The organism is Desulfobotulus alkaliphilus (assembly GCF_007830435.1).
In the GTDB taxonomy this organism is placed as follows: Bacteria; Desulfobacterota; Desulfobacteria; order Desulfobacterales; family ASO4-4; genus Desulfobotulus; species Desulfobotulus alkaliphilus.
The window spans coordinates 246,500-269,293 of the sequence record NZ_VLLC01000002.1 but is presented as its reverse complement, the minus strand read 5'-3'; the positions used below and the strand labels follow the sequence as shown (position 1 = coordinate 269,293).

The window sequence follows — 22,794 nt, the reverse complement described above, 5'->3', positions numbered from 1 at the left end:
CCTTCTTCTCCATTTCCGGGGCATTTTGCCCCGGCCCCATTGAAGTCAATCCACGCCCCAGTAAGGGGGACGACCTGAGCATTACAATTTCCGGAGATAAATTCTCCGGCCTCATTGCAACCAAAAACCCAAAAAATAAAAAAGGAAGCCATGGCAAACAAAAATGACAAAGAACCCAAGGCTCTGGATCAGCTTTTCAACCAGGTCGGCACCTACCGCAATGGCAAAGATCTGAATGAGCTTTTCTCTTTCATAAAAAGATTCCCGAAAATCGGACCTTACAATGCTTTTCTGCTCCATGTGCAAAAACCGGGAAGCACCTATGTGGCCACAGCATGGGAGTGGAAAAACAAATTCAACCGCACCATAAAACCCGGTGCAAGGCCGCTGGTAATACTCCAGCCCTTCGGCCCGGTACGTTTTGTTTTTGATCTTGCAGAAACCACAGGCAACACACCCTTCCCCGAAGAACTTCTCCAGCCTTTTAAAACAGAAGGCCACCTTCAGGAAAAAGCCTGGAAACAGCTCATGGCCAACCTCATCACAGACGGCATCACATATCATGAGGCAGATTACGGGGTTTCCAGTGCGGGGTATATACAAAGGGCAAATCAGGAAATATGGAAAGAAGCAGGGGAAAAAAACGTGAAGGTACTTTATCAGATAATAACCAACAGAAATCACACCAGAGAAGAAAAGTTTGCCACGCTGGCCCATGAACTGGGCCATCTCTACTGCGGTCATCTGGGAAGCCCAAGTGAAAACTGGTGGCCGGACAGAACCCTTGAATCAAAGGAAGTCAAAGAGTTTGAAGCTGAATCCGTCGCATGGCTGGTCTGTGAACGGATGGACATAAAAAACCCCTCAGCCCAGTACCTGAGCGGCTATCTTGATGAAGATGACAAGATCCCTGATGTCAGTCTGGAAACCGTACTCAGAGCCGCAGGGATGGTAGAGTCCAGAACCCTCAGAAAATTTCCTTTACGAAAGGAGAACATCCAGAATAAAAAATAGCTTATCTGCCCTCTTTATTCATCTTTTCTGATCTTTTACTGCGAAGAGAAACTGACAACCTATCATACAGAGGATACCATGGCAGAATGGACCATTGCCAAAACATGGCAGGGAGAGCCTCTTTCTCCCCAGGAAATTATCCGGGTCAGATCCTTTAAAGAAAAAGACCAGCTCTGCATTTCCGTTAAAGCCCCTTTCCATGGAGATCCGCCTCCTCCCCGGCAGCCAGGAAGCACAGATAAGCTCTGGCAGTATGAGGTGGTGGAACTTTTTCTTGTGGGAATAAATGGTGATTACCTTGAAATCGAGATGGGCCCCCATGGGCATTATCTGGTTCTGAAATTGTCCGGTGTTCGCTGTGTGGACAAAATGCACCTTCCAATGGAATATTCAGCCCGGATTTCCGGCAACACATGGCGGGGGGAAGGCAGAATTTCTCTGGCGTATCTTCCTGAAAACTGCGTCCGGGCCAATGCCTTTGCCATCCACGGAGAAAACGGCAAGCGCCGGTTTCTCTGTGCGTTTCCCGTTGGAGGTGATGTTCCTGATTTTCACAAACCAGACCTTTTTCCGCCCTTTTCATTCCAATAACCTATCGGAAACAGATGGGATTTATGACAAACAAAAGTCACGGCTAAATGTATTACATATTTGGCTCCGGTACTGTGCTGTAGGGGCAGGCCCCTACAAAACCGCCCTTCCCACTCTCCATTTTTCAGGCTATGCAGTAGCAGGGTATTTCTGCTACACTTTCTAAAGAAAGGATATTGCATGGCAACAAGCGAATCCAGTGATTACGACAGCCCATGGAAAGAAGCCGTAGGGAGGTATTTTAAAGAGTTCCTTGCACTCCTGTTCCCCCAGATCCATGACGAGATTGATTGGGACAAAGGGCTTGTGTTTCTGGACAAAGAGCTGCAGAAGATCGTTCGGGATGGCACCACAGGACGGCGGTATGTGGACAAATGGATTGGGAGGATGAAGATCGTTGGAATGCGCTTGAAGCCAGCGACAATGTCTTCTCTCTGGTGGTCATGGCCCAGATCAAGGCCAAAAGCAGCCAGTCAGAGGATGAGCTGAAAGCATGGAAATACCATCTGGTGAAGCTCATGTATCAGCGGAACTACAGCAAAGAAGACATCCTGCAGCTGTACCGCTACATCGACTGGATGATCAGCCTTCCAAAGGAGCTGGAAAAACAGTTCCTTAAAGATGTTTACCTCTTGGAGGAGGAAAAAAAGATGCCATACATTACAAGTGCAGAGCGGTTTGGGTTGGAGAAGGGTGAAGAGATGGGTGTGGTTAAGGGACTCTATAAAGGCCGTTATGAAGAGAAGTTTGAAACTATCATGCGTCTTTCCAAGCTCAACCTGCAACCTCAAGACATAGCCGCAGGCGTTGGGCTTACCCCAGAAAAAGTCAGAGAAGTCCTGGCTGCCGGAGACAAGGGCCTGGATCTGCTGATCGGTGAGGATGCCACCAAACATTAGGCAGAGATACCTTCATTGGGTATCTGTGTCACCAAGTCATCTTATCTTGATTTCTATCCACTTACGACCGGACACAGGCCTCATTGATTGTGTCCGGTTCTTGTATGCGTGGCATTCTGTGACGTCGGTATCTGTTCCTTTGCACCCGGTTCCATGCCTGCTCATTCTGTGGTGCCAATGGTACCGGTTGTGCCGGACATCATCTTCACACACAGCCCCATTGCATCAGCCATGTGGATGTCTGGCCTTGGAATCGTACGCAGAATTTCATAATGGGAATCCATAGCAAAAACATGGAATCCTCCCTTACCTTTCATATACGTGGCCTTCACGCACTTCGCTTCATGCCGGAATCCATCTGCACTGTTGGGGTTTCCGCCCAGACCCAGCGGTTATTAGCCCGGACAATCAGGTTTTTACGGACAAGATCTTCCAAGATCTGAAGACAAAACCCTTCTTCTTCCCCGGTCATGCGGCTGATGGCCCTGCTTAAGCTGGAAAGGGGATCTTCTTCCAGACAAACCCCGGCCTCATCCAGAAGATCTTTGGACAAGATGGCAAAGATCAGCTCCATGCGGCGGTTGCCCAGCACCCGGAGTTTTTCCTCCTCCGTGCCTTCGCCCGCTGCCACCCTTTCCTGAATGGCCTTCCATTCCGCATGGAGGGGCGCATAGGCATCCTCCACAAAGGCGGTCATCCGCTCCGGAGAAACCCCTGCCGTGCGCACCACAGGGCTGTCCGCATCATAAAGACGCCAGTCGCTGGTGAGGATCTCCATGTCATAGTCTTCAATTTTTTCCCGAACCGTGGTGCCGGGAAAGGGGCAGAGGAAGTGGTATCCGGATTCAATGCCCAGCTCATCCTGAAATTTTTGGGTAAGCATCAGGCTTTCCTCGGTCTCTCCGGGAAGCCCCACCATAAATGATGCATGGGCCCGCATCCCGGTTTCCCGGCAGGCGGCCACGGCGTCACGGGCCTGATCCAGGGTGATGCCCTTTTTTACCCGTTTGAGCATGTCCGGGCATCCGGATTCAATGCCAAAGCTCACGGTCACACAGCCTGCTTCCTTCATCAGCCGCAGAATTCGGACGTTGATGGTATTAACCCGCGAAAACACACTCCAGCAGAAAACAAGATCCCGTTTCCGGATTTCCTCGCAGAAGGCTTCCACCCGAAGGGCATCTGCGGTGAAAAGATCATCTGCAATATTGATGTAGGAAAACCCCATGGCAAGCAGCCCTTCAATCTCATCCACCACAAGGGATGCACTGCGGTGCCGCACCTTCGCGCCCACCATCCTGCGGCCAAGGCAGAAGATGCAGCCATTGGGGCAGCCCCGGCTGGTGATGATGCTCACGGGAAAACCCAGGGCCTGATACCGGGAAATGGGCAGAAGATGCCGGGCAGGAAGGGGCAGGGCATCCAGATCCTCAATGAGGGGGCGTTTGGGGGTGAAAACCACACTGCCGTTTTCCTTGTAAGCAATACCGGCGATATCCTGCCAGGTCTCAGGATTTCTGAGCCGGGGTACAAGCTCCGCCAGGGTGGCCTCCCCTTCTCCGAGAACCACAAGATCCAGCTCCGGAGTGTCCTTCAGAAGATTGTCGGCATCAAAGGTGGCATGGGGGCCTCCCATGAAGCAGAGGGCTTCCGGCCGGATTTTTCTGGCTGCCCGGATGATCTCCAGAGCTTCGGGAGCCGTCATGGTCACGCCGGTGATGCCGATGACATCCGGCGGAAATTCATCAAAGGCTTTCTGAAGAATTTCAGGACTCCATGGAGCCACAATGAAATCAAGGATTTTCACCTCCGCCTTCTGAGCAAGGCAGGCAGCGGCAACATAGCAAAGCCCTAAAGGTGGAGACGGGGCCTGCTGCAGGGGATAGGGGGGAGCAATGAGTATGATGCGCATGGAGTTCCTTGTAAGACAGCCCGGAGAGGTAAAAAAACGTTTGAAAACTCAGGCATTTCTAAGCCCAAAATCCAAAAAACGTCAAGGGGAAAAATCAGCCTTTGCATAGCCGGACACCCCTTTCCCCCAATCTGATTACCACCCTGAATCAGCCACAGTCTGCTGGCCTGCCAGTTGCAGACCCGTGGGGCGAGCATTAATACGGGCAGGCGCAAGACCTGCCCCTGCAAATGGATTTTACAACTCCTGTTTTGTGCAGGAGCACCCTTTACGGGTGCCCGCTAAGATGCGTAAAATCGGGTCTAAAGTTTCCATGATTAAAGTGCGTATCGCTGAAAGACAGTGGTAATCAAATTGCCAGAATCCACATCCGCAGGGTCACGCCCTTTTGCATCATGAGTTCTCTGGCTTTTCTGCCAAAAACCCCTGATGATGACCAGATGGGAAGCCGGCTTCCCCCAAAGCAGAACCGGAAAATCATTTTTTACTTGACTTTTGCATTGTTTTATATAATACATCCCGATGCCGCTTTTGGATGGGCCTTACTGAAAAAACCATGCACCATGTTCTTTTTCCTGAAGGTCGGGGATGGCATCCCTCCCATAACCACATAAGTATGTGGTGCGGGTCATCCCTTCACCCGCCGGACGGGCTAACTCCCCCAAAACCGGAAGGCGTGTATGCCACGCCCCATTTTACTTCAGGAATATCCATGACATTTTCAGAACTTAATCTCCACCCCCTGATTCTCGACGCCCTAAATTCAAAGAACTTCACCGAACCCAGCCCCATACAGAAAGCCGCCATTCCACCGCTTCTGGAAAATCCCGATCAGGATGCCCTTCTTCTGGCAGCCACAGGAACCGGCAAAACAGCAGCCTACGGCCTGCCCATGATCCACCACCTCAACAGCACCGGAGAAAAAAACACCCTCCGTGGCCTTGTCATTGTCCCCACAAGGGAACTCTGCATACAGGTGGGAGAATCTCTGGCCGCCTTCTCATCCCGCATACCCGGCTTTTCCGTATGTATCGTTTACGGAGGTGCCAGCATCGGCCTTCAGGCCCGGGCTTTATCCAAAAAACCCTCCATACTTGTGGCCACACCCGGAAGACTGCTGGACCTTGTCATGCGCAAGGACGCCAACCTCTCCGGCATAGAGCGGCTGGTTCTGGATGAGGGCGATGAACTGCTGACCCCCGGCTTCCTTGAGGATATCCGGAAAATCCAGAGCTACCTCCCGGAAAATCATACCCGGCACATGGTTTCCGCCACACTGCCGGACACCATCCGCTCAGAGGTCTTCTCCCTTTTGAGAAACCCTGCCGTCATCAAAGCGGAAGACAGCCCGGAAGCCCCGGACAGACTGGAGCATATCTGCCACTGCATGCGGGAACGCCACCGCTTTCCTGCCCTGCTCCGGGTACTGCAGGCCCATCCCGGTGCCCGCGCCCTGATCTTCTGCCGCACAAGGAAAGAGTCCCAGGAGCTGACGGAAAGACTTACGGCATCGGGTTTTCCCGCAGAAGCCCTGCATGGCGATCTCTCCCAGGCCCAGAGGGAAACCACGGTCAACCGCTTCCGCGCCGATCGTTTCCGGCTTCTGGTCGCTACCAATGTGGCCGCCCGGGGCATTGACCTTCCGGGACTGCCGCTGGTTATTCACTACAGACTGCCCGAAGTGTCGGAAACCTATACCCACAGATCCGGCAGAACGGCCAGAGCCGGACACAGCGGCATTGCCGTGGCCCTCATCTCTCCGGAAGAACGGGGCCGCATGGCAGGCATTGCAAGGAGAACAGGCCTTGCCTTTGTCCCCACTCCCCTGCCCGATGCCAGCGCTATTCAGGAGTGCCAGCTTGCTCACCTTGCGGATACCATTAAAAACAGCAGGAGCATGGATGAAAGCCTGATTACAGAAGCGGAAAAGCATATGGCCACATGTTCCAGAGAAGATCTGATCCGTGCCCTGCTTGCCGCCCATGCCCCTTCCCTTGTCAGTCTTTCACAGACCCAAGAGAAACTGGATGCGCCGATGAATTCCGCAAGACCGGCCCCCGGCCGTCCCTTCCAGAAAAACCATCCGGCGCAGGCACGGAGCAATGCCCTTTGCCGCTGCTTTGTCAATGCAGGCACCCTGGATGGACTGACTCCTGCATCCATGACCCGTTTTATTGCTAAAAACGCAGGAATTCAGGCAGGCCGCATCCGTAAAATTGACATGCGCCGGGAATTTTCCTTTGTGGATGTGGATCCCGACGTGGCGGTTATCCTTAAAAAGAATGTGCGCGACATCCCCTTAGGCACCCGCAGCGTTTCCGTAAAAGCCCTTGCACCCCGCAAAAATGCCCGGCCGGATTACAGAAAACAAAGCGCATAGTTTTTCATCTGCAAAAACGAAAAATAACAAAAGCAAGATCATAAAGGGCCCCGCATGCCATGCGAGGCCCTTGGCTATGCAGCCACAGGAGCTCACATGTCAAAATCAAAAGCCCCCATATCTGAACTGAAAAAACGACAGGACGCCCTAAGCAGTCTGCCCCCCACCGCCCGCAACAGCCTGAGTCCGGAAGAAGTGGAAATCTTTCTCCATGGGGATGTCTGGCCGGAGGAACTCTGCCACAAACTTTCTGAATTTCTCTTTCCCCTGGAAGATGAAAAGCTTTGCAAAGATAAAATATAAGTAAGTATTCAGCACAGTTTATTCCGAACTGCCAATGCTGTAGTTGCAGCAGCGTCTTACTGCTGCAAGGCTCCGTGGCTATTTGCAAGTGACATTGCAATCGTTTCGGATCAGAGCTTTGCAGGCCTGTGCGAAAGAAGCGGCAAACTGTCTGAGCCGCCACAAAGGCAGCGTGCCAAAGCCTGCTATGGTAATCAAAAAACTTATCCTGCCTGTGGCGGGGAGTTTTTGCCGCTTCCGCACAGGGCAAGAAGCTCCCGAATAAGATTGCGTCACGGGCAAATAGCCTGGGGCCTGTGCATCTGCCTTGCAGGTATGGTACCTGAAAAACTGTGTTGAACAGTTACAAAAATAAGAGAAAAAACGCCGGACGACTTAACCGGCTCCCGGCGTTTTTCACTTAAGCCCCCTGTACTTTCTGAACTTCTCCAGAACCGGTGCCATGGCTTTCTCATCCAGTATCACAGGTGTTCCCACCGCCTTTGCACGCAGATACACCCCTGCCACAAATTCTATTTCCTCTGCAACCTCATAAGCTTCCCGCAGATCCGCCCCCATACTCACAAGACCATGACTGGCCAGAAGAAGAGCCTTGCCATCCCCCATTCCCCTCACCACATGGTCTGCCAGTTCCTGACTGCCAAAAATGGCATAGGGTGCCACAGGCACCTCATGCCGCTCCGCATAGCCCACCAGATAATGCACCGCAGGAAGGGACCAGCCGAGACAGGCAAGGGTGGTGGCCCAGGGTGAATGGGTATGCACAACGGCCATGATATCCTCCCTTGCCCCATACAGGGCCAGATGAAAACCCAGCTCACTGGATGCGGCCCGCCTGCCCCTGAGAACCTTTCCCGATGCATCCACCAGTACCATATCTTCAGGAGCCATCTCTTCATAGGCCATGGCACTGGGCGTAATCAGCACGCCGTCTTTTACCCGGACGCTGAGGTTCCCGCCGGAACCCGTTACAAGCCCGGATGCATGCATCTTCCGGCCATAATGCAAAAGCAGATCCGCTTCTTTTTCCATACCCTCTCCTTAAAAATATAAAAACCGGAACCCTCCCCAGCGCAGGAAAGGTCCCGGTTTTTTATTTTTTTACAAGCCAGTCAGAAAACTGTTTTTTTACAGTTCGCCAAGGGCTTCGGTCAGCTCAGGGATAAACTCAAGGATGTCTGCCTCAATACCCACATTGGCCACCTGGAAGATGGGCGCATTGGGGTTTTTGTTGACAGCGATAATCACGCCACCCTTGATACCGCCCATGTGCTGGAAGGAACCGGAAATACCCATGGCAAGGTATACCTTGGGCTTAACGGTTTTACCGGAGGTACCCACCTGACGGGAAGCATCCATCCACTTGGCATCCACGATGGGACGGGAACAGGCAACTTCTGCCTGGGATCCAATGGCCTTGGCCAGCTCGTGGGCCAGCTCAATATTGTCCTGATCTTCAATACCACGGCCGATGGAAACCAGAACTTCCGCCTTGGTAATGTCAACATCACCCGCTTCGGGCTCACGGACTTCGATGAACTTGCGCTTGGCAGAAACATCCCCAGCGGCTTTATCCTCAACGGCACCACCAGCAGCACCTTCCAGAGGAGCAACAGCGCCGGGACGGATGGTAACCACAGCACCTGCAGACATATCCACGGTTACATGGGTAGATACCACACCGCCGAATTCCTGACGGATAACCTTCAGGGTATCTCCGTCGGCACCTTCAATGTCCACAACATCGGCAACAAAGGCACCGCCGATTTTAACGGCAAGACCAGGAGCAAGGTCCATACCGAAGGTATTGTGGGCCATCAGAACCACAGCACCGGCATCCAGGTTGTTGAGAAGGGCTTTACGAACCACTTCCGCATTGGGATAGGCCAGCTCGGCAGCATCAATCTTCCATACGGCAGGGAAAAGCTCAGCAGCCTTGGCAGCAGCGGCATCCACACCGGAACCCGTTACAATGGCCGTTACAGGGGCATCGGTAAATTTTTTGGCGGCAGCAGCAAGCTCTGCTGCGGAATCATCCAGAACGCCATCACTATGCGCTACGAAAGCATATACAGTTGCCATTACTTCAGCCCTCCATTCGCCTTCATGATGTCAATGAGTTTAGCAATAATTTCTTCGGTGCTGCCCGTAAGCATTTCAGCACCTTCACCGGTTTCGGGGATGAAGTAGTCCACCCGCTTGGTCTTGGCACCTGCGGCACCCACCGTGGCAGGATCAACACCCAGACCCGCAGCATCAAACTCAGGAATTTCAATGCCGGAAACCTGACGGATACCCTTGATACCCACATAGCGGGGCTCATTGATACCGGTCTGGATGGAAAGTACACAGGGAAGCTCAATTTCGTTGATTTCCTGATTTCCACCTTCAATTTCACGGCCAACGGTCAGCTTGCCGTCACCCACTTCTACCATATTTACAAGGGAAGCATAGGGCAGATCCATCATGGCGGCCAGCATACCACCAACGGCAGCATAACCCGCATCGGCCTGAGCACCGGTCATGATCAGGTCATACTTGCCCTTTTCTGCAGCAGCCTTCAGCAGGGTAGCAATACCCATGGCATCGGAATCCTCAAAGGCTTCGTCATTGAGCAGAATACCGTTCTGGGCACCCATGGCCATTTCACGACGCAGAACCTCATCCGCATCTTCGTCGCCAACGGTCACAACCGTAACCGTACCGCCTACCTTGTCCACAATCTGAATGGCTTCCTCAACGGCATAGTTGTCCCACTCGTTGACTGAATACACCAGATCATCCCGCTCGATGTCATTCCCCGCACTGTTGAGCTCAATTTCGTTCTCCGCAGTATCGGGAACTCTCTTGACGCATACCAAGATTTCCATGAATTCCTCCCAGTTAAAATTGTATTTGGCCATTTTGTTGCCAGGATACCGCATCAGATCCGGTACCCTTTGACCGAATCCGGTACCGGACTTCCGGTACCGGACGTGGGTTTTATTTTACCATGTGCTGATCAAGAAGCTCCACAAGATCCAGTGCTTCAATCTTGCCTTCATAGCCTGCAACCTTGATGGCATCTTCCATGTTCACAAGACAGAAGGGACATGCCGTCACGATGACATTGGCACCGGCCTTGGCCGCCATTTTCACACGGAGAACCGCCATGCGCTCTTCTTCGTGGGGCTCATAGAAGAGCATCAGACCACCACCGGAGCAGCAGAAGGAACGGTCTCCACTTTTCAGCATTTCCACCGTACGGATACCGGGGATGGCATTGAGGGCTTCACGGGGATCCTCATAAACCCCATTATGACGTCCCAGATAGCAGGGATCGTGGTAGGTGTAAACCCTTGTGGCATCCGTAATGGTTTTCAGCTTGATTTTACCAGCTTTTACGGCACGGGTAACAACGGAGCTGATATGCTCCACAGGGATGGAAAGCTGGTAGTCATTTTTAAGGGCATTGAAGGCATGGGGATCTGCGGTGACAATGCGCTTGGCACCGGACTCCTTGATCTGCTCCATGTTGTGGTTTTTCAGATCCTGATAAAGGAACTCCTCACCAAAGCGGATGACCTCGTTACCGGAATCCTTTTCCGCCTTGCCAAGAATACCGAAGTTTTCTCCGGCAGCCTGAAGCAGCTTGGCCGTGCTCTTGGCAATGTCCACCATGCGGTCATCAAAGGAAGAGATGGAATCCACAAAGTAAAGGGTGTTGACGGACTCTTCCCCATCCACAACCTTGACAGGACATTCTTCTGCAATGTCCTTGGTCCAGTCCGCCCGCTTTTTCTCCATCTTGCCCCAGGCGTTGCCACGCTTGGCAAGGGCCTGCATGGGCTTCTGAAGGGTCTGGGGTACTTCGCCGTCATCCACAAGGCCGCGGCGCATGTCCACAATCTTGTCAATGTATTCAATACCGATGGGACATTCCTCTTCACAAGCACCACAGGTGGTACAGCTCCAGATTTCATCCTCATCGTACACATTACCCACAAGGTTTTCACTCTTGAGGATGGGACCGGTCAGGGGATAGGTATTGAAGACAGCCTCACGACCTTTAATGGAAATGAAACGGGGAGACAGGGCACGGCCCACGGTATTGGCCGGGCACTGGTCTGAACAGCGACCGCAGTCGGCGCAGGTGTAGAAGTCAAGGATGTGCTTCCAGGTGAAATCTTCCAGCTTCTTTACACCGATGGACTTGAGGTTTTCCATTTCTTCGGCACTCAGACCGTACTCGATGGGCTTGATATTGCCCCGGCGGGTACGCATAAAGTACACGTTGAAAAGGGAGGTGATAACATGGAAATGCTTGCCAAGGGGCAAGAAGCAGAGGAAGAAGAAAAAGGTAAAGTCATGGATAAAGTAAGCAGCCACATGGAGAGTCTGCAGGGTTTCCATGGGGGTATTCAGCAGGCTGTTTTGCAGAAACCAGGGCAGACTTCCGGGGGGCAGGAAGTGGGCATGGGCACCGGTCTGAATCTGGGCGGCAACAAGGGCAGCCTCGAACAGGGACTCGGAAACCATGAGGGTCATAATGATGCAGAGAACAAATACGGCCTCTGCGGTATGATCCTTGCCAAAGCGGGCAGGGACTTCATAGCGCTCAGGGCGGAAGATACCGCGACGGATGGCAGCCACAAAACAGGCCACAAAAACGATGGTCGCCGCATAATCCTTGGCCACATTGTAAATCATGCCGATCATCTGATCATGGCCGAACCCGGGAAGGGCAAAGTCGGGTATCACACCAATGACCACAAGGCTCATGGAGCGCAGGGCCAGCACAAGGAAGCCAAAGAAGATGAGAATGTGAAGAACACCACCCATCATGTAGCGGGGCTGGCGGATCTGGCCAAGCCAGATCAGGGCCACATTCCAGATGCGCTGGGGGATGGCGTCAAAACGCTCATCCTTGCGGGCCCTGGTCAGCGGAGCAATACGCTTGGCCATGATGTAAGTGAAAAGAGCAATGCCCACGATCGGAATCAGCACGGAAAACAATACCGTGGGGATACCCAGAAACGTGTACTGCGCAGGCGCAATCAATGGTTCCATGGAATTCATCCTTCCCTTAACAAAGTCCTGAAAATGGTTAAATGGTTAGATACCAAAAAGTAAAAAGCGGATGATACATCCCGCTGTATCGCTGGGTATATGGATCGGAACACTCTTAATAAAGAAAAAGCGGTTCCGTCAAGTAAAAAAACCAAAATTCAGCCCCCCCTGCCGCCTGATCCGCAGGAATTTCAGCCACTGAGGGGCTTAAAATCACAGGGCCCTGCCGCCATGAAACGATCTTCAGAAATCCATCATGCAAAAAAGCCGGGGAAGCCCCCGGCCCTTTTACCCGGACAGACCCCGGAGGGCCTGCCGTTCATGGTTTCTCACGTCTGATCAGGAAAGGAAAGAGCTTTCATCAATGCTCATGGCTGCATCGGCACCACGGAGAATGGCATTCATTTTGCCATCGGCCACGGGAAGCTGATTGTAGATGAAAAACTCTGCGGATTTAATGACACCATTGTAAAAGGCATCTTCCTTTTTCTTTTTACCCAGACTGGACTGGGCAATGGTGGCCCGCCACAGCAGCATCCATGCGGCGGTGAGGTCCCCAACCACATCAAGGAAGGGGTGGGCAAAGCTGAAGGCGGTCATCACCTTCTCACTCATGGCAGTCTTACCCATGTGCATGGCCACTTCCCCAAGCTTGTTCAGGCTGGCCTCGGCCTGGGCAGCCATGGGGGCAAGCTCAGGAACGGCCTTGGCAGCGGCTATACTGGTACCGATTTTCTGCATCAGGGACATAAAAATCTTGCCCTTTTTCATGCCAAGCTTCCGGCCCAGAAGGTCCATGGCCTGAATGCCGTTGGTGCCTTCATAAATCAGGGTGATGCGCACATCCCTGAGAAGCTGGGCCAAAGGATATTCCTCAATGAATCCATAACCGCCATATACCTGCATACCCTGGGAAACCACATCAAAGCTTCGGTCCGTCACATAGCCCTTGCCGATGGGGGTGAGAACCTCCACCAGCCCCTCATACAGCTCCTTCTCCTCGGGATCCGTTGCCAGATGGGCCATGTCATCGCAGTAGGCAATGTAATACAGAATGGAACGCATGGCTTCGGTGTAAGACTTCATCATCATAAGCTGACGCCGCACATCCGGATGCTGGATAATGGGTACACCGCCGCCCTTGGGGTTGGTGATCAGGGCACCCTGCACACGCTCCTTGGCATAGTTCAGGGAGTACATGTAGGCTGCGGAAGCACAGCCAAAACCCTGCATCCCCACCAGCAGACGGGCTTCATTCATCATAAGGAACATATGGGCCATACCCTTGTTGGGTTCCCCGAGAAGCTCACCGATGCAGTCATCCTTTCCACCCAGAGCCAGAGAACAGGTGCAGTTGCCATGGATACCCATCTTGTGTTCAATGCCCGTGCAGACCACATCATTGAAGGCACCAAGGCTGCCGTCGTCATTCACCCGGTATTTGGGAACAAGGAAGAGGGAAATACCCTTTGTTCCTGCGGGAGCCCCCTCAATGCGGGCCAGAACGGGGTGGATGATATTATCGGAGAGCTGCTCCTGCTCACCACCTGAGATGAAGATCTTGTTGCCCACGATCTTGTAAGTGCCGTCGGGCTGGGGATAGGCCATGGTTTCCAGGGCACCCACATCGGAACCGGCACAGGCTTCCGTAAGGAGCATGGTGCCGCACCACTCACCCGTATAGATTTTTTTCAAAAAAAGCTGTTTCTGCTTGTCCGTACCAAAGGTTTCCACCAGTTTACCGGCACCGTGGGTAAGGCCCGGATACATCATGAAGGGATAGTTGGCGCCATTGAAGAATTCACTGGCCGCAAGGGCAACGGTTTTCGGCATGCCCTGCCCGCCCCACTCGGGATCTTCGCTCATGGCCGTCCACTCCCCCTTTTTCAGGAGATCATAGGCCCGCTCAAAGGATTCAGGGATACGAACCTTGCCGTTTTCAAAGGTACAGCCGATGGTATCGCCGTCCTTCCAGGTGGGCAGCAGCTCCTTGATGGCAAGGTTTCTGGCCTCATTCACAATCATGTCCACGGTTTTCTTATTGAAATCCGCAAACTTTTCCTGCTCGGCAAACTTCCCTACTTCAAGCTGCTCATGGAGAACAAAATCCACATCCCGTCTTTCAGAAATCAATTGTGCCATGCTGGGTCTCCTTGCTTGTTTGGTGTGTTGTTTTTTCCTTATGCAAAAAAAACAAATTTTAATTTTTCATTCTGCAGAAGCACTGCCGATCCCACGCATAAATAAATCCACAAGGGGTTCTGCCATACTGACCAGATCGTATTTGCCCTCGGCCAGCACCCAGGTATTCACCACCTCATCCACGGCCCCCAGAATAAAACGTTTGACCAGGGCAATATAGAGTTCCTTGCGGATAACGCCTTCGGCCTGGCCGTCCTCAATAATCTCTGCGATCAGATCCCTGTATCTTGCTGAGATATCATTCACCTGACAGGCCATGGCATGGATCTTCCGGGTTTCGGCCTGAAAAACCACGGCCATTTCCCTGTCTTCCTGAAAAGCTTCCATGTGACAGGAAACCAGCCGGAAGAGCTTCTCCCTTGCCGTATCTGCCCCATCAATGGCCTTGCGGAAGCGTGCAAAAATTTCTTCGGTTCTGCCCGCAAAAAAACGGGCAAGGATGTCATCTTTGTTTTTAAAATACAGATAAATGGTGCCATCGGCCACACCGGCTTCCCGGGCAATCTCAGATATGGTGGCACGAAAAACACCCCGCCTTGCAAAAACCGTAATGCCTGCCCTCAGAATACGCTGATATTTATCCTGCCTGTCGATCCGAGAAATAGAAGCCTCCCTCACTAAGAAAACAGGGTTAAAAAACATAACCTGAGTATTGAATCCCTTATTCAGCGAGAAAACAAAGCTGTCATATCCATTGCAGCAAAAAATGAAGATAGCCTCACTTAACAGTCCGACATAAAAACTGTCAAGCTTTTTTGTAACCACACACCCCAAAAAAGAACATTGTTCCCGCATAAAATGCACATTATGGAAACAAAAACCGCTCCAAAGATTTTTTTATGCAAAATAAAAACTGATTACTACCCTGACTCAGCCACAGCTTGCTGGTCCGGTTGTTGTCAGGCCCATGGTGCGGGAGACCTGCCATTCAAAAGCCCTAAGCCAGCGCCGCAGACAGAAGCCGCCGGGTATAGGACTGCTCAGGCTGATCAAAAATGACCGCTGCTTCACCGCTTTCCACGATGTGCCCGTCCTTCATCACCAGAACATGATGGCTGATGGCCCGTATCACCTTGAGGTCATGGGAGATAAAAAGGTAGGCAAGCCCCCGGCTTTCCTGCAGACTTCTCAGCAGCTCCAGCACCTGAAACTGCACGGCCCTGTCCAGGGAAGAGGTGGGTTCATCCAGCACCAGCACTTCAGGGTCCAGCACAAGGGCCCTTGCAATGGCAATGCGCTGGCGCTGCCCCCCTGAAAACTCATGGGGATAACGGAACCTGACCTCAGGATTCAACCCCACTTCCTCCAGCGCCCTTACCACCCTCTCTTCCCGCTGCCGGACATCGCCCATGCCGTGCACCACAAGGCCTTCAGCCACGATATCCCCCACGGCCATCCGGGGGCTGAGGCTGGCAAAGGGATCCTGAAACACCACCTGAAAACGGCGGCGCAGGGGCCTGAGCGCCTTCTGGGAAAGACCATGCAAGGGCTTTCCATTCAGAAAAACCTCCCCTTCGGACTGCAGAAGACGCAGCACCGCAAGGCCAAGGCTGGTTTTCCCCGATCCTGACTCCCCGACAACCCCCAGGGTTTGCCCCCGCCTTAAGCAAAAGGAAGCCCCGGAAACGGCATCAAAACATCTTTTTTTTCTGAAAAGACCCGTCTTAAGGGGAAACCGGACCCCAAGACTGCGGGTTTCCAACACCGATGGCGCATCTTCTTCTGCGGGAGCCGGTGGCGTGAATTTTTCCGCCTGCAACAGGGCTTTGGTGCAGGGGGCTTGCCCCCCTTCCGCAAAGATCTTTGCGGTTTCTCCCGTCTCCACAATCTGGCCTTCCTCCATCACCGCCATGCGGGATGTGACATGGCGCACCACCCCCAGATCATGGGTAATGAGCAGCATGGCCATCCCCATTTCCTTTTGCAGGCGGCTGAGCAGTTCCAGAATCTGGGCCTGCACCGTCACATCCAGAGCGGTGGTAGGTTCATCGGCAATGAGCAGATCCGGACGATTGGCAATGGCCATGGCAATCATCACCCGCTGGCGCTGACCTCCGGAAAGCTCATGGGGCCAGGCATCCATGCGCCGCTCTGGTTCGGGGATTCCCACCTGCTCCAAAAGCTCCAGCACCCGCTGCCGCAACCGGGCCTTTGGCTGCGGCCCTCCATGGACACGGATCACCTCTCCGATCTGGCGGCCCACCCGGTGCAGGGGATTCAGGGCGGTCATGGGTTCCTGAAAAATCATGGAAATCCGGTTTCCCCGGAGATCCTGCATGGCAGGGGGCGCCATGGCCAGCACATCCTCTTTCTGGAAATGAATACTTCCTGCAATACGGCAACCCGGAAAGGGCGGCAGCAGACGCATAATCCCATGGGCGGTCAGGGATTTTCCCGATCCCGAAGCTCCCACAAGACCCAAGGTCTCTCCGGCATAAATATCCAGATCCACGCCCCGCACGGCCTCAAAGGGTGCCACATCCCTGCGGTGAAAGGATATTTTAAGATTACGGATACAAAGAAGCGGTTCATCCATGTTTCATCCCTCCAGCCTGGGATCAAAGGCATCCCGCACGGCTTCACCAATAAAAACAAGAAGACTGAGGAGGAGTGCCAGCACGGTGAATGCGGCAATACCTAACCACGGCGCATGGAGGTTGGCCTTGCCCTGTGCCAGCAGTTCCCCCAGGGAAGGGGAGCCGGGCGGAAGACCAAAGCCAAGAAAATCCAGAGCCGTGAGGGAACCGATGGCGGCACTCACCTGAAAGGGAAGAAAGGTTAAAGCCGCCACCATGGCATTGGGAAGGATATGCTGATACATGATGCGGCCATGGCCCATGCCTAAGGCTCTGGCGGCACGCACATACTCAAGGTTTCTCCCCCGCAGAAACTCCGCACGCACCACACCCACAAGGCTCATCCAGCCAAAAAGCAGCATGATCCCCAGCAGCCACCAGAAATCCGGCGTGACCACGCTGGACAGAAGAATCAGAAGGTAAAGAATGGGCAGGCCTGACCAGATTTCCACCATACGCTGTCCCGCCAGATCCACCCATCCGCCGAAATACCCCTGTACGGCCCCAACACAGACACCTATGGCCGATCCCAGACCGGCAAGGCAGAGACCGAAAAGAACGGATACCCGAAACCCGTAAATCAGCCTTGCAAGGACATCCCTGCCCTGATCATCGGTTCCCAGCCAGTTTTCCGGAGAAGGCGGAGCAGGAAAGGCCTCCATGCGGCCAAGGCTCACGGTTTCATAGGAAAAGGGAATCAGGGGCCAGACCATGAAGCCTTCTTTTTTTATCAGCTCCTGAACAAAGGGATCCCTGTAAACGGCGGGGGTTTCAAAGACACCGCCAAAGCGGGTTTCCGGGTAGGAAGCAAAAACAGGAAAAAAATGTTCCCCACCGTAATGCACATAAAGGGGCCTGTCATTGGCCACAAACTCAGCGCCAAGGGTAAGAAAAAACAGAAAGGCAAAAATCCAGAGGGAATAATACCCCCTGCCGTTTTTACGGAACCTCTGCCAGCGCCGCTGCCCCACAGGCCCAAGGCGCACCATCATTCCCATATTTTGATTCTCCTTTTGTGGCTTCTGAGTAACTTCAAAAGTTACTTTATGACAAAACGCCGCAACACGGCGTGGGTTGCTTCTGAGTAACTTCACAATTTTTCATATGACAAGACCTTAAAATATCGCATAGTTCGCTGGAAAAGTAGAAGCGGCTTCCAGCCGCTTTGAATAATGCGCCAGGATGGCGCATCTACAAAAACAGCTTCTGGGTAACTTCACAAGTTACTCTACGACAAGATGCCCTAACAGGGCGCGAGCTGCTGTTCAGCAAAATTTTTCTTTGGTAAATCTACTACCTTCAATCATGTGCATAGACAAACAAAGTTACCCCCTGCTTTCAAAGTCGATTCTCGGATCAACCAGAGAATAGGTGATGTCACTGAGAAGATTCAGAAGAAGCCCCAGAAGGGTAAAGATATAAAGGGTGCCGAACATAACGGGATAATCCCGGCCAAGGGTGGCTTCAAAGCCCAGAAGTCCCAGCCCGTCCAGTGAAAAAATCACCTCCACCAGCAGGGAGCCCGTAAAAAACATGGCAACAAAGGCCGCAGGAAAACCTGCGATCACAATGAGCATGGCATTGCGGAAGACATGACCCGCAAGAATTTTTCTTTCACAAAGTCCCTTGGCCCTTGCCGTTGTGACATACTGCTTGTGAATCTCATCCAGAAAGGCATTTTTAGTCAGAAGGGTCAGGGTGGCAAAGCCGCCGATCACAAGGGAAGTGACGGGCAGGGCCAGATGCCATGCATAATCCGCCATCTTGCCCCAAAGGGAAAGATCGGCAAAGTGGGGCGAGGTGAGTCCCCGCAGGGGAAAAATCTGAAGCCATGCGCCCCCTGCAAAAAGAACCACCAGAAGTACGGCAAAGAGAAAAACCGGCACTGCATTGCCCAGCACAATGAGGGTTGAGGTCCAGACATCAAAGCGGGAGCCATGGCGCAGGGCCTTGAGAATGCCCAGGGGAATGGAAATCAGATAAATGATAAGGGTACTCCAGAGCCCCAGAGAAATGGACACCGGCAGTTTTTCTCCAATCAGCGACAGCACCGAAGTACTGCGGAAAAAACTTTCCCCGAAATCAAAACGGGCAAAATCCCACAGCATTTTGAAATACCGGGTAAGAACAGGCTGATCAAATCCGTACATGGCTTCTATGCGTTCCACAAGCTCCGGGTCCAGCCCCTGACTTCCCCGGTAACGGGAATCCCTGCTGTCTGCGGATGCGGCATGACTGCCTGCCAGCTCTGAACTGCCCACACCGGAAACTCTGGATGTAAGCCCCGGCCCATCCCCTTCCAGCTGATGCAGCATCTGCTCCACCGGCCCACCCGGTGCCGCCTGAATCACAAAAAAATTGATGGTCAGAATACCCAGAAGGGTGGGAATAATGAGAAGCAGCCTGCGTATGATATAGGATGTCATTGATGCCTCCGATAAAAAAACCGATCACAGCCTTGCATTTTTATCCCACCAGGTCCACAACCCCAGACCGTAGGGCGGGTGCTTTGCCGGCATGGCAATATGGCTGCGATGGGCAAGGCGGAAAACCGAGGTATGCCAGTTGGGTACCACATAATGACCATGGCGCAGCACCCGGTCGAGGCTGCGGCAGGCATCCATCAGCGCCCTTCTGTCCGAAGCCGTGGCAATGGCCTGCACCAGGGCATCCACGGCAGGATCACAGATTCCCCCGACATTGCGGGATCCGGGGGTTTCCGCAGCCTTGCAGCTCCAGAAATCCTGCTGTTCGTTTCCCGGAGAAAGGGACTGGGGGAAAACGGCAACGGTCATGTCAAAATCAAAGGAGCGCAGCCGCTGAATATACTGGGAAGGCTCCACCACCCGGACCCTTGCAAGGATACCCAGCCGTCTCAAATTCTGCACATAGGGCAGCATCACCCGTTCAAAGGCGGGATTGTGCAGAAGAATCTCAAAGGTAAAGGGCTGCCCCTCCGGAGTATACAGCTCTCCGCCACGGATATCATATCCTGCCTCCCGCAGAAGATCCGCCGCCTTCAGGAGGGCCTCCCGCATAAAACCGGAGCCGTCACTTTCCACGGGCTGGGGCAGGGGGCCGAAAACTTCGGGGGAAAGAAGTTCCTTTAGTGGCAGCAGGTAGGCCAGCTCCCCTTGGGAGGGCAGACCCTCCGCCGCCATCTCCGAATTGCTGAAATAACTCTCGGACCGGGTGTACTGATCATAAAAGAGGGCCCGGTTGCTCCATTCAAAATCAAAGGCAAGGCTTAAGGCCTCCCGCACCCGCACATCCTGAAAAAGACTGCGTCGCACATTCATGGCAAAGCCCTGCATGCCCGCAGGCAGCTCATGGGGAATTTTCTTTTTTACAATACTGCCATCCCTGAAAGCCCGGCCCGTGTACTGGGTTGCCCATATCTTTGCCGTATGCTCCCGCCGCAGATCATAATAGCCCGCCTTGAAAGCCTCCAGAGATACGGTGGCATCCCGGAAATATTCATAGCTGAGCCGGTCAAAATTGTAATGCCCCCGGTTTACGGGAAGATCCCGTCCCCAGTATTCAGGATCCCGCTGATAAACCACCCGTCTGCCCGGCACATAACTTTCCAGACGATAGGGGCCACTCCCTAAGGGAACCCGAAAGCCGGAACGACCAAAATCCACCCCTTCCCAGTCCTTTTCCGAAAGCACATAAAGCTGGCCCAGAATCAGGGGGAGCTCAGGGTTCTCTGCGTTTTTAAAATCAAAACGCACCCGCCTTTCATCCTCCACCACCACCTCAGCCACATCCCTGTAGTATTTGGCGTAATGGGGCCTGCCTTCGGACACAAGCTTTCTGAAACTAAAAGCCACATCCGAAGCCAGCACAGGCGTCCCGTCATGGAAACGGGCCTCACCGTGCAGGGTGAAGCGTACCCAGCTGCCGTCCTCTGCCAGGGTAACGCTTTCCGCCAGAAGGGGGTACATGGCAAAGGGTTCATCCTCCGAAGAGGTCATGAGGGTATCAAAGAGCAAGTTCAGGCCCGAAGCCGCAACGCCCCGCATGATAAAGGGATGGAAGCTGTCAAAACTGCCAAGGGCTTCCATGCGCAGGCTGCCGCCCTTTGGAGCGTTGGGATTGGCATAGGCAAAGTGGGTGAAATCCGGACCATAGCGGGGCTTTTCTCCCAGAGATAGGGCATGCATGGTTTCTCCACCGGCCCAGACCCAGCCACTGGCCCAGAGCAGAAGAAAAAAGAAAGCACCCCACATGCATCGTTTACGCATCTTTGCCACCTTTCAAAAAAGCAGTAATATATCAGAAGGCAGCTACCTTAACACGGCATCCTACTTTTTACATCCAAAACCTGATTTTTTCTTTTAGGCACCAAGGAAGGAAATAGACGAAAAAGGGGCATCCTAATGGTGTGCAGGAATATACGCCAAAGTCTGGTTTTTAAAAAAACAGCAGTTGGCTTAAATATTTGGTGTCCACTATTGACAACCTACCCCACTACTCCTTGACTTTTACCGCCAGGTGTAGAAAAAAACAGGAGCCAGGTTCGCCTGCCATATTAAAAATGCTTTACACTGGTATCCACCCCCGAAAGCACCTTTTACATATATGCACGGCCTTGTCCCCCTTTGCCGGAGATCCCCATGATCCATGCTTTCTTTTCCGTTATTTCCTTAGAGGATGCCCTTAAGCTCATACACCGCTTTCCCCGGATTCAGAAAGAAAAAATATCCGTATGCAAATGCCTTCACCGCATTGCTGCAGAAGATATCCTTGCAAAAGAAACGGTTCCGCCCTTCAGCCGCTCCACCAGAGACGGATTCGCCCTAAGGGCAAAGGACAGCTTTGGTGCTTCTGAAAGTGCTTCTCCCCTTTTTATCATCAAGGGCAGGGTCAGTATGGGAGAAGCCCCGGATTTTTTTATAGAATCAGGAGAAGCCGCCGCCATTGCCACAGGTGCCATGCTTCCGGAAGGTGCGGACTCTGTAATAATGATAGAAGACACAAGCCCCGTAGACGAAGGCCTTGTGGAAGTGCACAGATCTGTGGCTCCGGGAACCCATGTGATCCGACAGGGCGATGATGCCCGTCCGGGACAAAGGCTGCTGCCCCATGGAAAAAGACTCCGCCCCCAGGATCTTGGATTTCTTGCGGGAGCAGGCACCACAGAGATCATGGTGTACAGACAGCCTGTCATTGCCGTTCTGTCCACAGGCGATGAAATCCGTCCTCCGGAAAGCCCTCTTAGGCCCGGAGAAATACGGGATATCAATACCCGTACCCTGTCGGCCATGATCGAAGAACAGGGGGGTATCGCTCTGGAAATGCCCATTGTGCCAGATGATGAAAAGGCCCTGCGCAAGGCCCTTTCGGATGCCCTGAACCGGGCGGACATGGTGCTTGTGTCAGGGGGATCTTCCGTCGGCACCCTGGACTTTGCTCCCCGTGCCATTGCCGGTCTTGACCATGCGGAAATTCTGGCCCATGGTCTGGCTGTCCGTCCCGGCAAACCCACCCTGATCGCCCGGTGCGGAGAAAAACCCCTCATCGGACTTCCCGGACATGCGGCCTCTGCTGCCGTCATTTTTCAGATTCTCGTCAAACCCCTGATCCGTCACATCACCGGAGAAAAGGGAATCAGGCCGGAAGAACGGCCCTTTTCCGCCCGCATCTCCCGCAACATGGCTTCGGTCATGGGCAGGGCGGATTATATCAGGGTTGCCATTGAGGAAGAAAACAAAGGGCCTGTGGCTGTACCTGTACCCGGTGAAGCAGGCCTGATAAGAACCCTTGTGGAAGCCTCAGGCCTTGTCTGTATCCCGAAAGATACGGAAGGTCTGCTAAAGGACAGCCCCGTCACCGTTTATCCCCTTTAAGATACACACCCAAGGA

Annotated in this window: 18 protein-coding genes; 6 read left to right on the top strand and 12 right to left on the bottom strand. The window is 53.1% G+C overall.

The window, feature by feature from the left end; translation table 11 throughout:
- The first annotated feature begins 150 nt into the window (after positions 1-150).
- The 3 genes from LZ24_RS02740 to LZ24_RS02730 all read left to right on the top strand — a co-directional run bounded on the left by LZ24_RS02740 (position 151) and on the right by LZ24_RS02730 (position 2,504).
- Positions 151-1,014 carry an ImmA/IrrE family metallo-endopeptidase gene (locus LZ24_RS02740; RefSeq protein WP_144682075.1) on the top strand — a complete coding sequence of 288 codons (864 nt, stop codon included), beginning with the start codon at positions 151-153 and terminating at the stop codon, positions 1,012-1,014.
- A 78-nt stretch (positions 1,015-1,092) separates the two neighbouring features.
- Positions 1,093-1,605, top strand: coding sequence for a DOMON domain-containing protein (locus LZ24_RS02735; RefSeq protein WP_144682073.1), 513 nt, complete (start codon positions 1,093-1,095; stop codon positions 1,603-1,605).
- Positions 1,606-1,979: 374 nt separating this feature from the next.
- On the top strand, positions 1,980-2,504 hold the full coding sequence (locus LZ24_RS02730) for a hypothetical protein (RefSeq protein WP_144682071.1): 525 nt from the start codon (positions 1,980-1,982) through the stop codon (positions 2,502-2,504).
- A gap of 161 nt (positions 2,505-2,665) precedes the next feature.
- On the opposite strand, the gene LZ24_RS17090 is transcribed toward LZ24_RS02730, so the two are convergent.
- Positions 2,666-2,821, bottom strand: coding sequence for a hypothetical protein (locus LZ24_RS17090; protein WP_186442893.1), 156 nt, complete (start codon positions 2,819-2,821; stop codon positions 2,666-2,668).
- Between the two features lie 11 nt (positions 2,822-2,832).
- Positions 2,833-4,416, bottom strand: a complete 1,584-nt coding sequence (locus LZ24_RS02725) for a B12-binding domain-containing radical SAM protein (RefSeq protein WP_144682069.1) — start codon at positions 4,414-4,416, stop codon at positions 2,833-2,835.
- 712 nt (positions 4,417-5,128) lie between these two features.
- Here LZ24_RS02725 and LZ24_RS02720 point away from each other — a divergent pair.
- Together LZ24_RS02720 and LZ24_RS02715 are read left to right on the top strand one after the other, a co-directional pair.
- Complete coding sequence (locus tag LZ24_RS02720) at positions 5,129-6,796, top strand: DEAD/DEAH box helicase (protein WP_186442892.1); 1,668 nt, start codon at positions 5,129-5,131, stop codon at positions 6,794-6,796.
- A 96-nt stretch (positions 6,797-6,892) separates the two neighbouring features.
- Positions 6,893-7,099 carry a hypothetical protein gene (locus tag LZ24_RS02715; RefSeq protein ID WP_144682065.1) on the top strand — a complete coding sequence of 69 codons (207 nt, stop codon included), beginning with the start codon at positions 6,893-6,895 and terminating at the stop codon, positions 7,097-7,099.
- 396 nt (positions 7,100-7,495) lie between these two features.
- Here LZ24_RS02715 and LZ24_RS02710 read toward each other — a convergent pair whose 3' ends face one another.
- The 10 genes from LZ24_RS02710 to LZ24_RS02665 all read right to left on the bottom strand — a co-directional run bounded on the left by LZ24_RS02710 (position 7,496) and on the right by LZ24_RS02665 (position 21,173).
- Entirely contained in the window at positions 7,496-8,131 is a 636-nt protein-coding gene (locus LZ24_RS02710; RefSeq protein ID WP_144682063.1) for a class II aldolase/adducin family protein, read from the bottom strand.
- Between the two features lie 96 nt (positions 8,132-8,227).
- Positions 8,228-9,181 carry an electron transfer flavoprotein subunit alpha/FixB family protein gene (locus tag LZ24_RS02705; protein WP_144682061.1) on the bottom strand — a complete coding sequence of 318 codons (954 nt, stop codon included), beginning with the start codon at positions 9,179-9,181 and terminating at the stop codon, positions 8,228-8,230.
- Positions 9,181-9,969, bottom strand: coding sequence for an electron transfer flavoprotein subunit beta/FixA family protein (locus LZ24_RS02700; protein ID WP_144682060.1), 789 nt, complete (start codon positions 9,967-9,969; stop codon positions 9,181-9,183). Before LZ24_RS02700 ends, LZ24_RS02705 begins: the two co-directional genes overlap by 1 nt.
- 112 nt (positions 9,970-10,081) lie before the next feature.
- A complete protein-coding gene (locus tag LZ24_RS02695; RefSeq protein WP_144682058.1) occupies positions 10,082-12,148 on the bottom strand; it encodes a (Fe-S)-binding protein in 2,067 nt (688 codons plus the stop codon).
- A gap of 339 nt (positions 12,149-12,487) precedes the next feature.
- Complete coding sequence (locus LZ24_RS02690; protein ID WP_144682056.1) at positions 12,488-14,290, bottom strand: acyl-CoA dehydrogenase; 1,803 nt, start codon at positions 14,288-14,290, stop codon at positions 12,488-12,490.
- A gap of 66 nt (positions 14,291-14,356) precedes the next feature.
- Positions 14,357-14,992, bottom strand: a complete 636-nt coding sequence (locus LZ24_RS02685; protein WP_144682054.1) for a TetR/AcrR family transcriptional regulator — start codon at positions 14,990-14,992, stop codon at positions 14,357-14,359.
- Between the two features lie 295 nt (positions 14,993-15,287).
- Positions 15,288-16,886 carry an ABC transporter ATP-binding protein gene (locus tag LZ24_RS02680; RefSeq protein WP_144682052.1) on the bottom strand — a complete coding sequence of 533 codons (1,599 nt, stop codon included), beginning with the start codon at positions 16,884-16,886 and terminating at the stop codon, positions 15,288-15,290.
- Between the two features lie 3 nt (positions 16,887-16,889).
- Positions 16,890-17,924, bottom strand: coding sequence for an ABC transporter permease (locus LZ24_RS02675; protein WP_222427505.1), 1,035 nt, complete (start codon positions 17,922-17,924; stop codon positions 16,890-16,892).
- Positions 17,925-18,251: 327 nt separating this feature from the next.
- Positions 18,252-19,352 carry a microcin C ABC transporter permease YejB gene (locus LZ24_RS02670; RefSeq protein WP_144682050.1) on the bottom strand — a complete coding sequence of 367 codons (1,101 nt, stop codon included), beginning with the start codon at positions 19,350-19,352 and terminating at the stop codon, positions 18,252-18,254.
- A 24-nt stretch (positions 19,353-19,376) separates the two neighbouring features.
- Positions 19,377-21,173 carry an extracellular solute-binding protein gene (locus LZ24_RS02665; RefSeq protein ID WP_222427504.1) on the bottom strand — a complete coding sequence of 599 codons (1,797 nt, stop codon included), beginning with the start codon at positions 21,171-21,173 and terminating at the stop codon, positions 19,377-19,379.
- Between the two features lie 372 nt (positions 21,174-21,545).
- Here LZ24_RS02665 and LZ24_RS02660 point away from each other — a divergent pair, with 372 nt between their 5' ends.
- The gene (locus LZ24_RS02660) at positions 21,546-22,778 is read left to right on the top strand and encodes a molybdopterin molybdotransferase MoeA (protein ID WP_144682048.1); all 1,233 of its coding nucleotides are present in this window, start codon (positions 21,546-21,548) and stop codon (positions 22,776-22,778) included.
- Positions 22,779-22,794 lie beyond the last annotated feature (16 nt).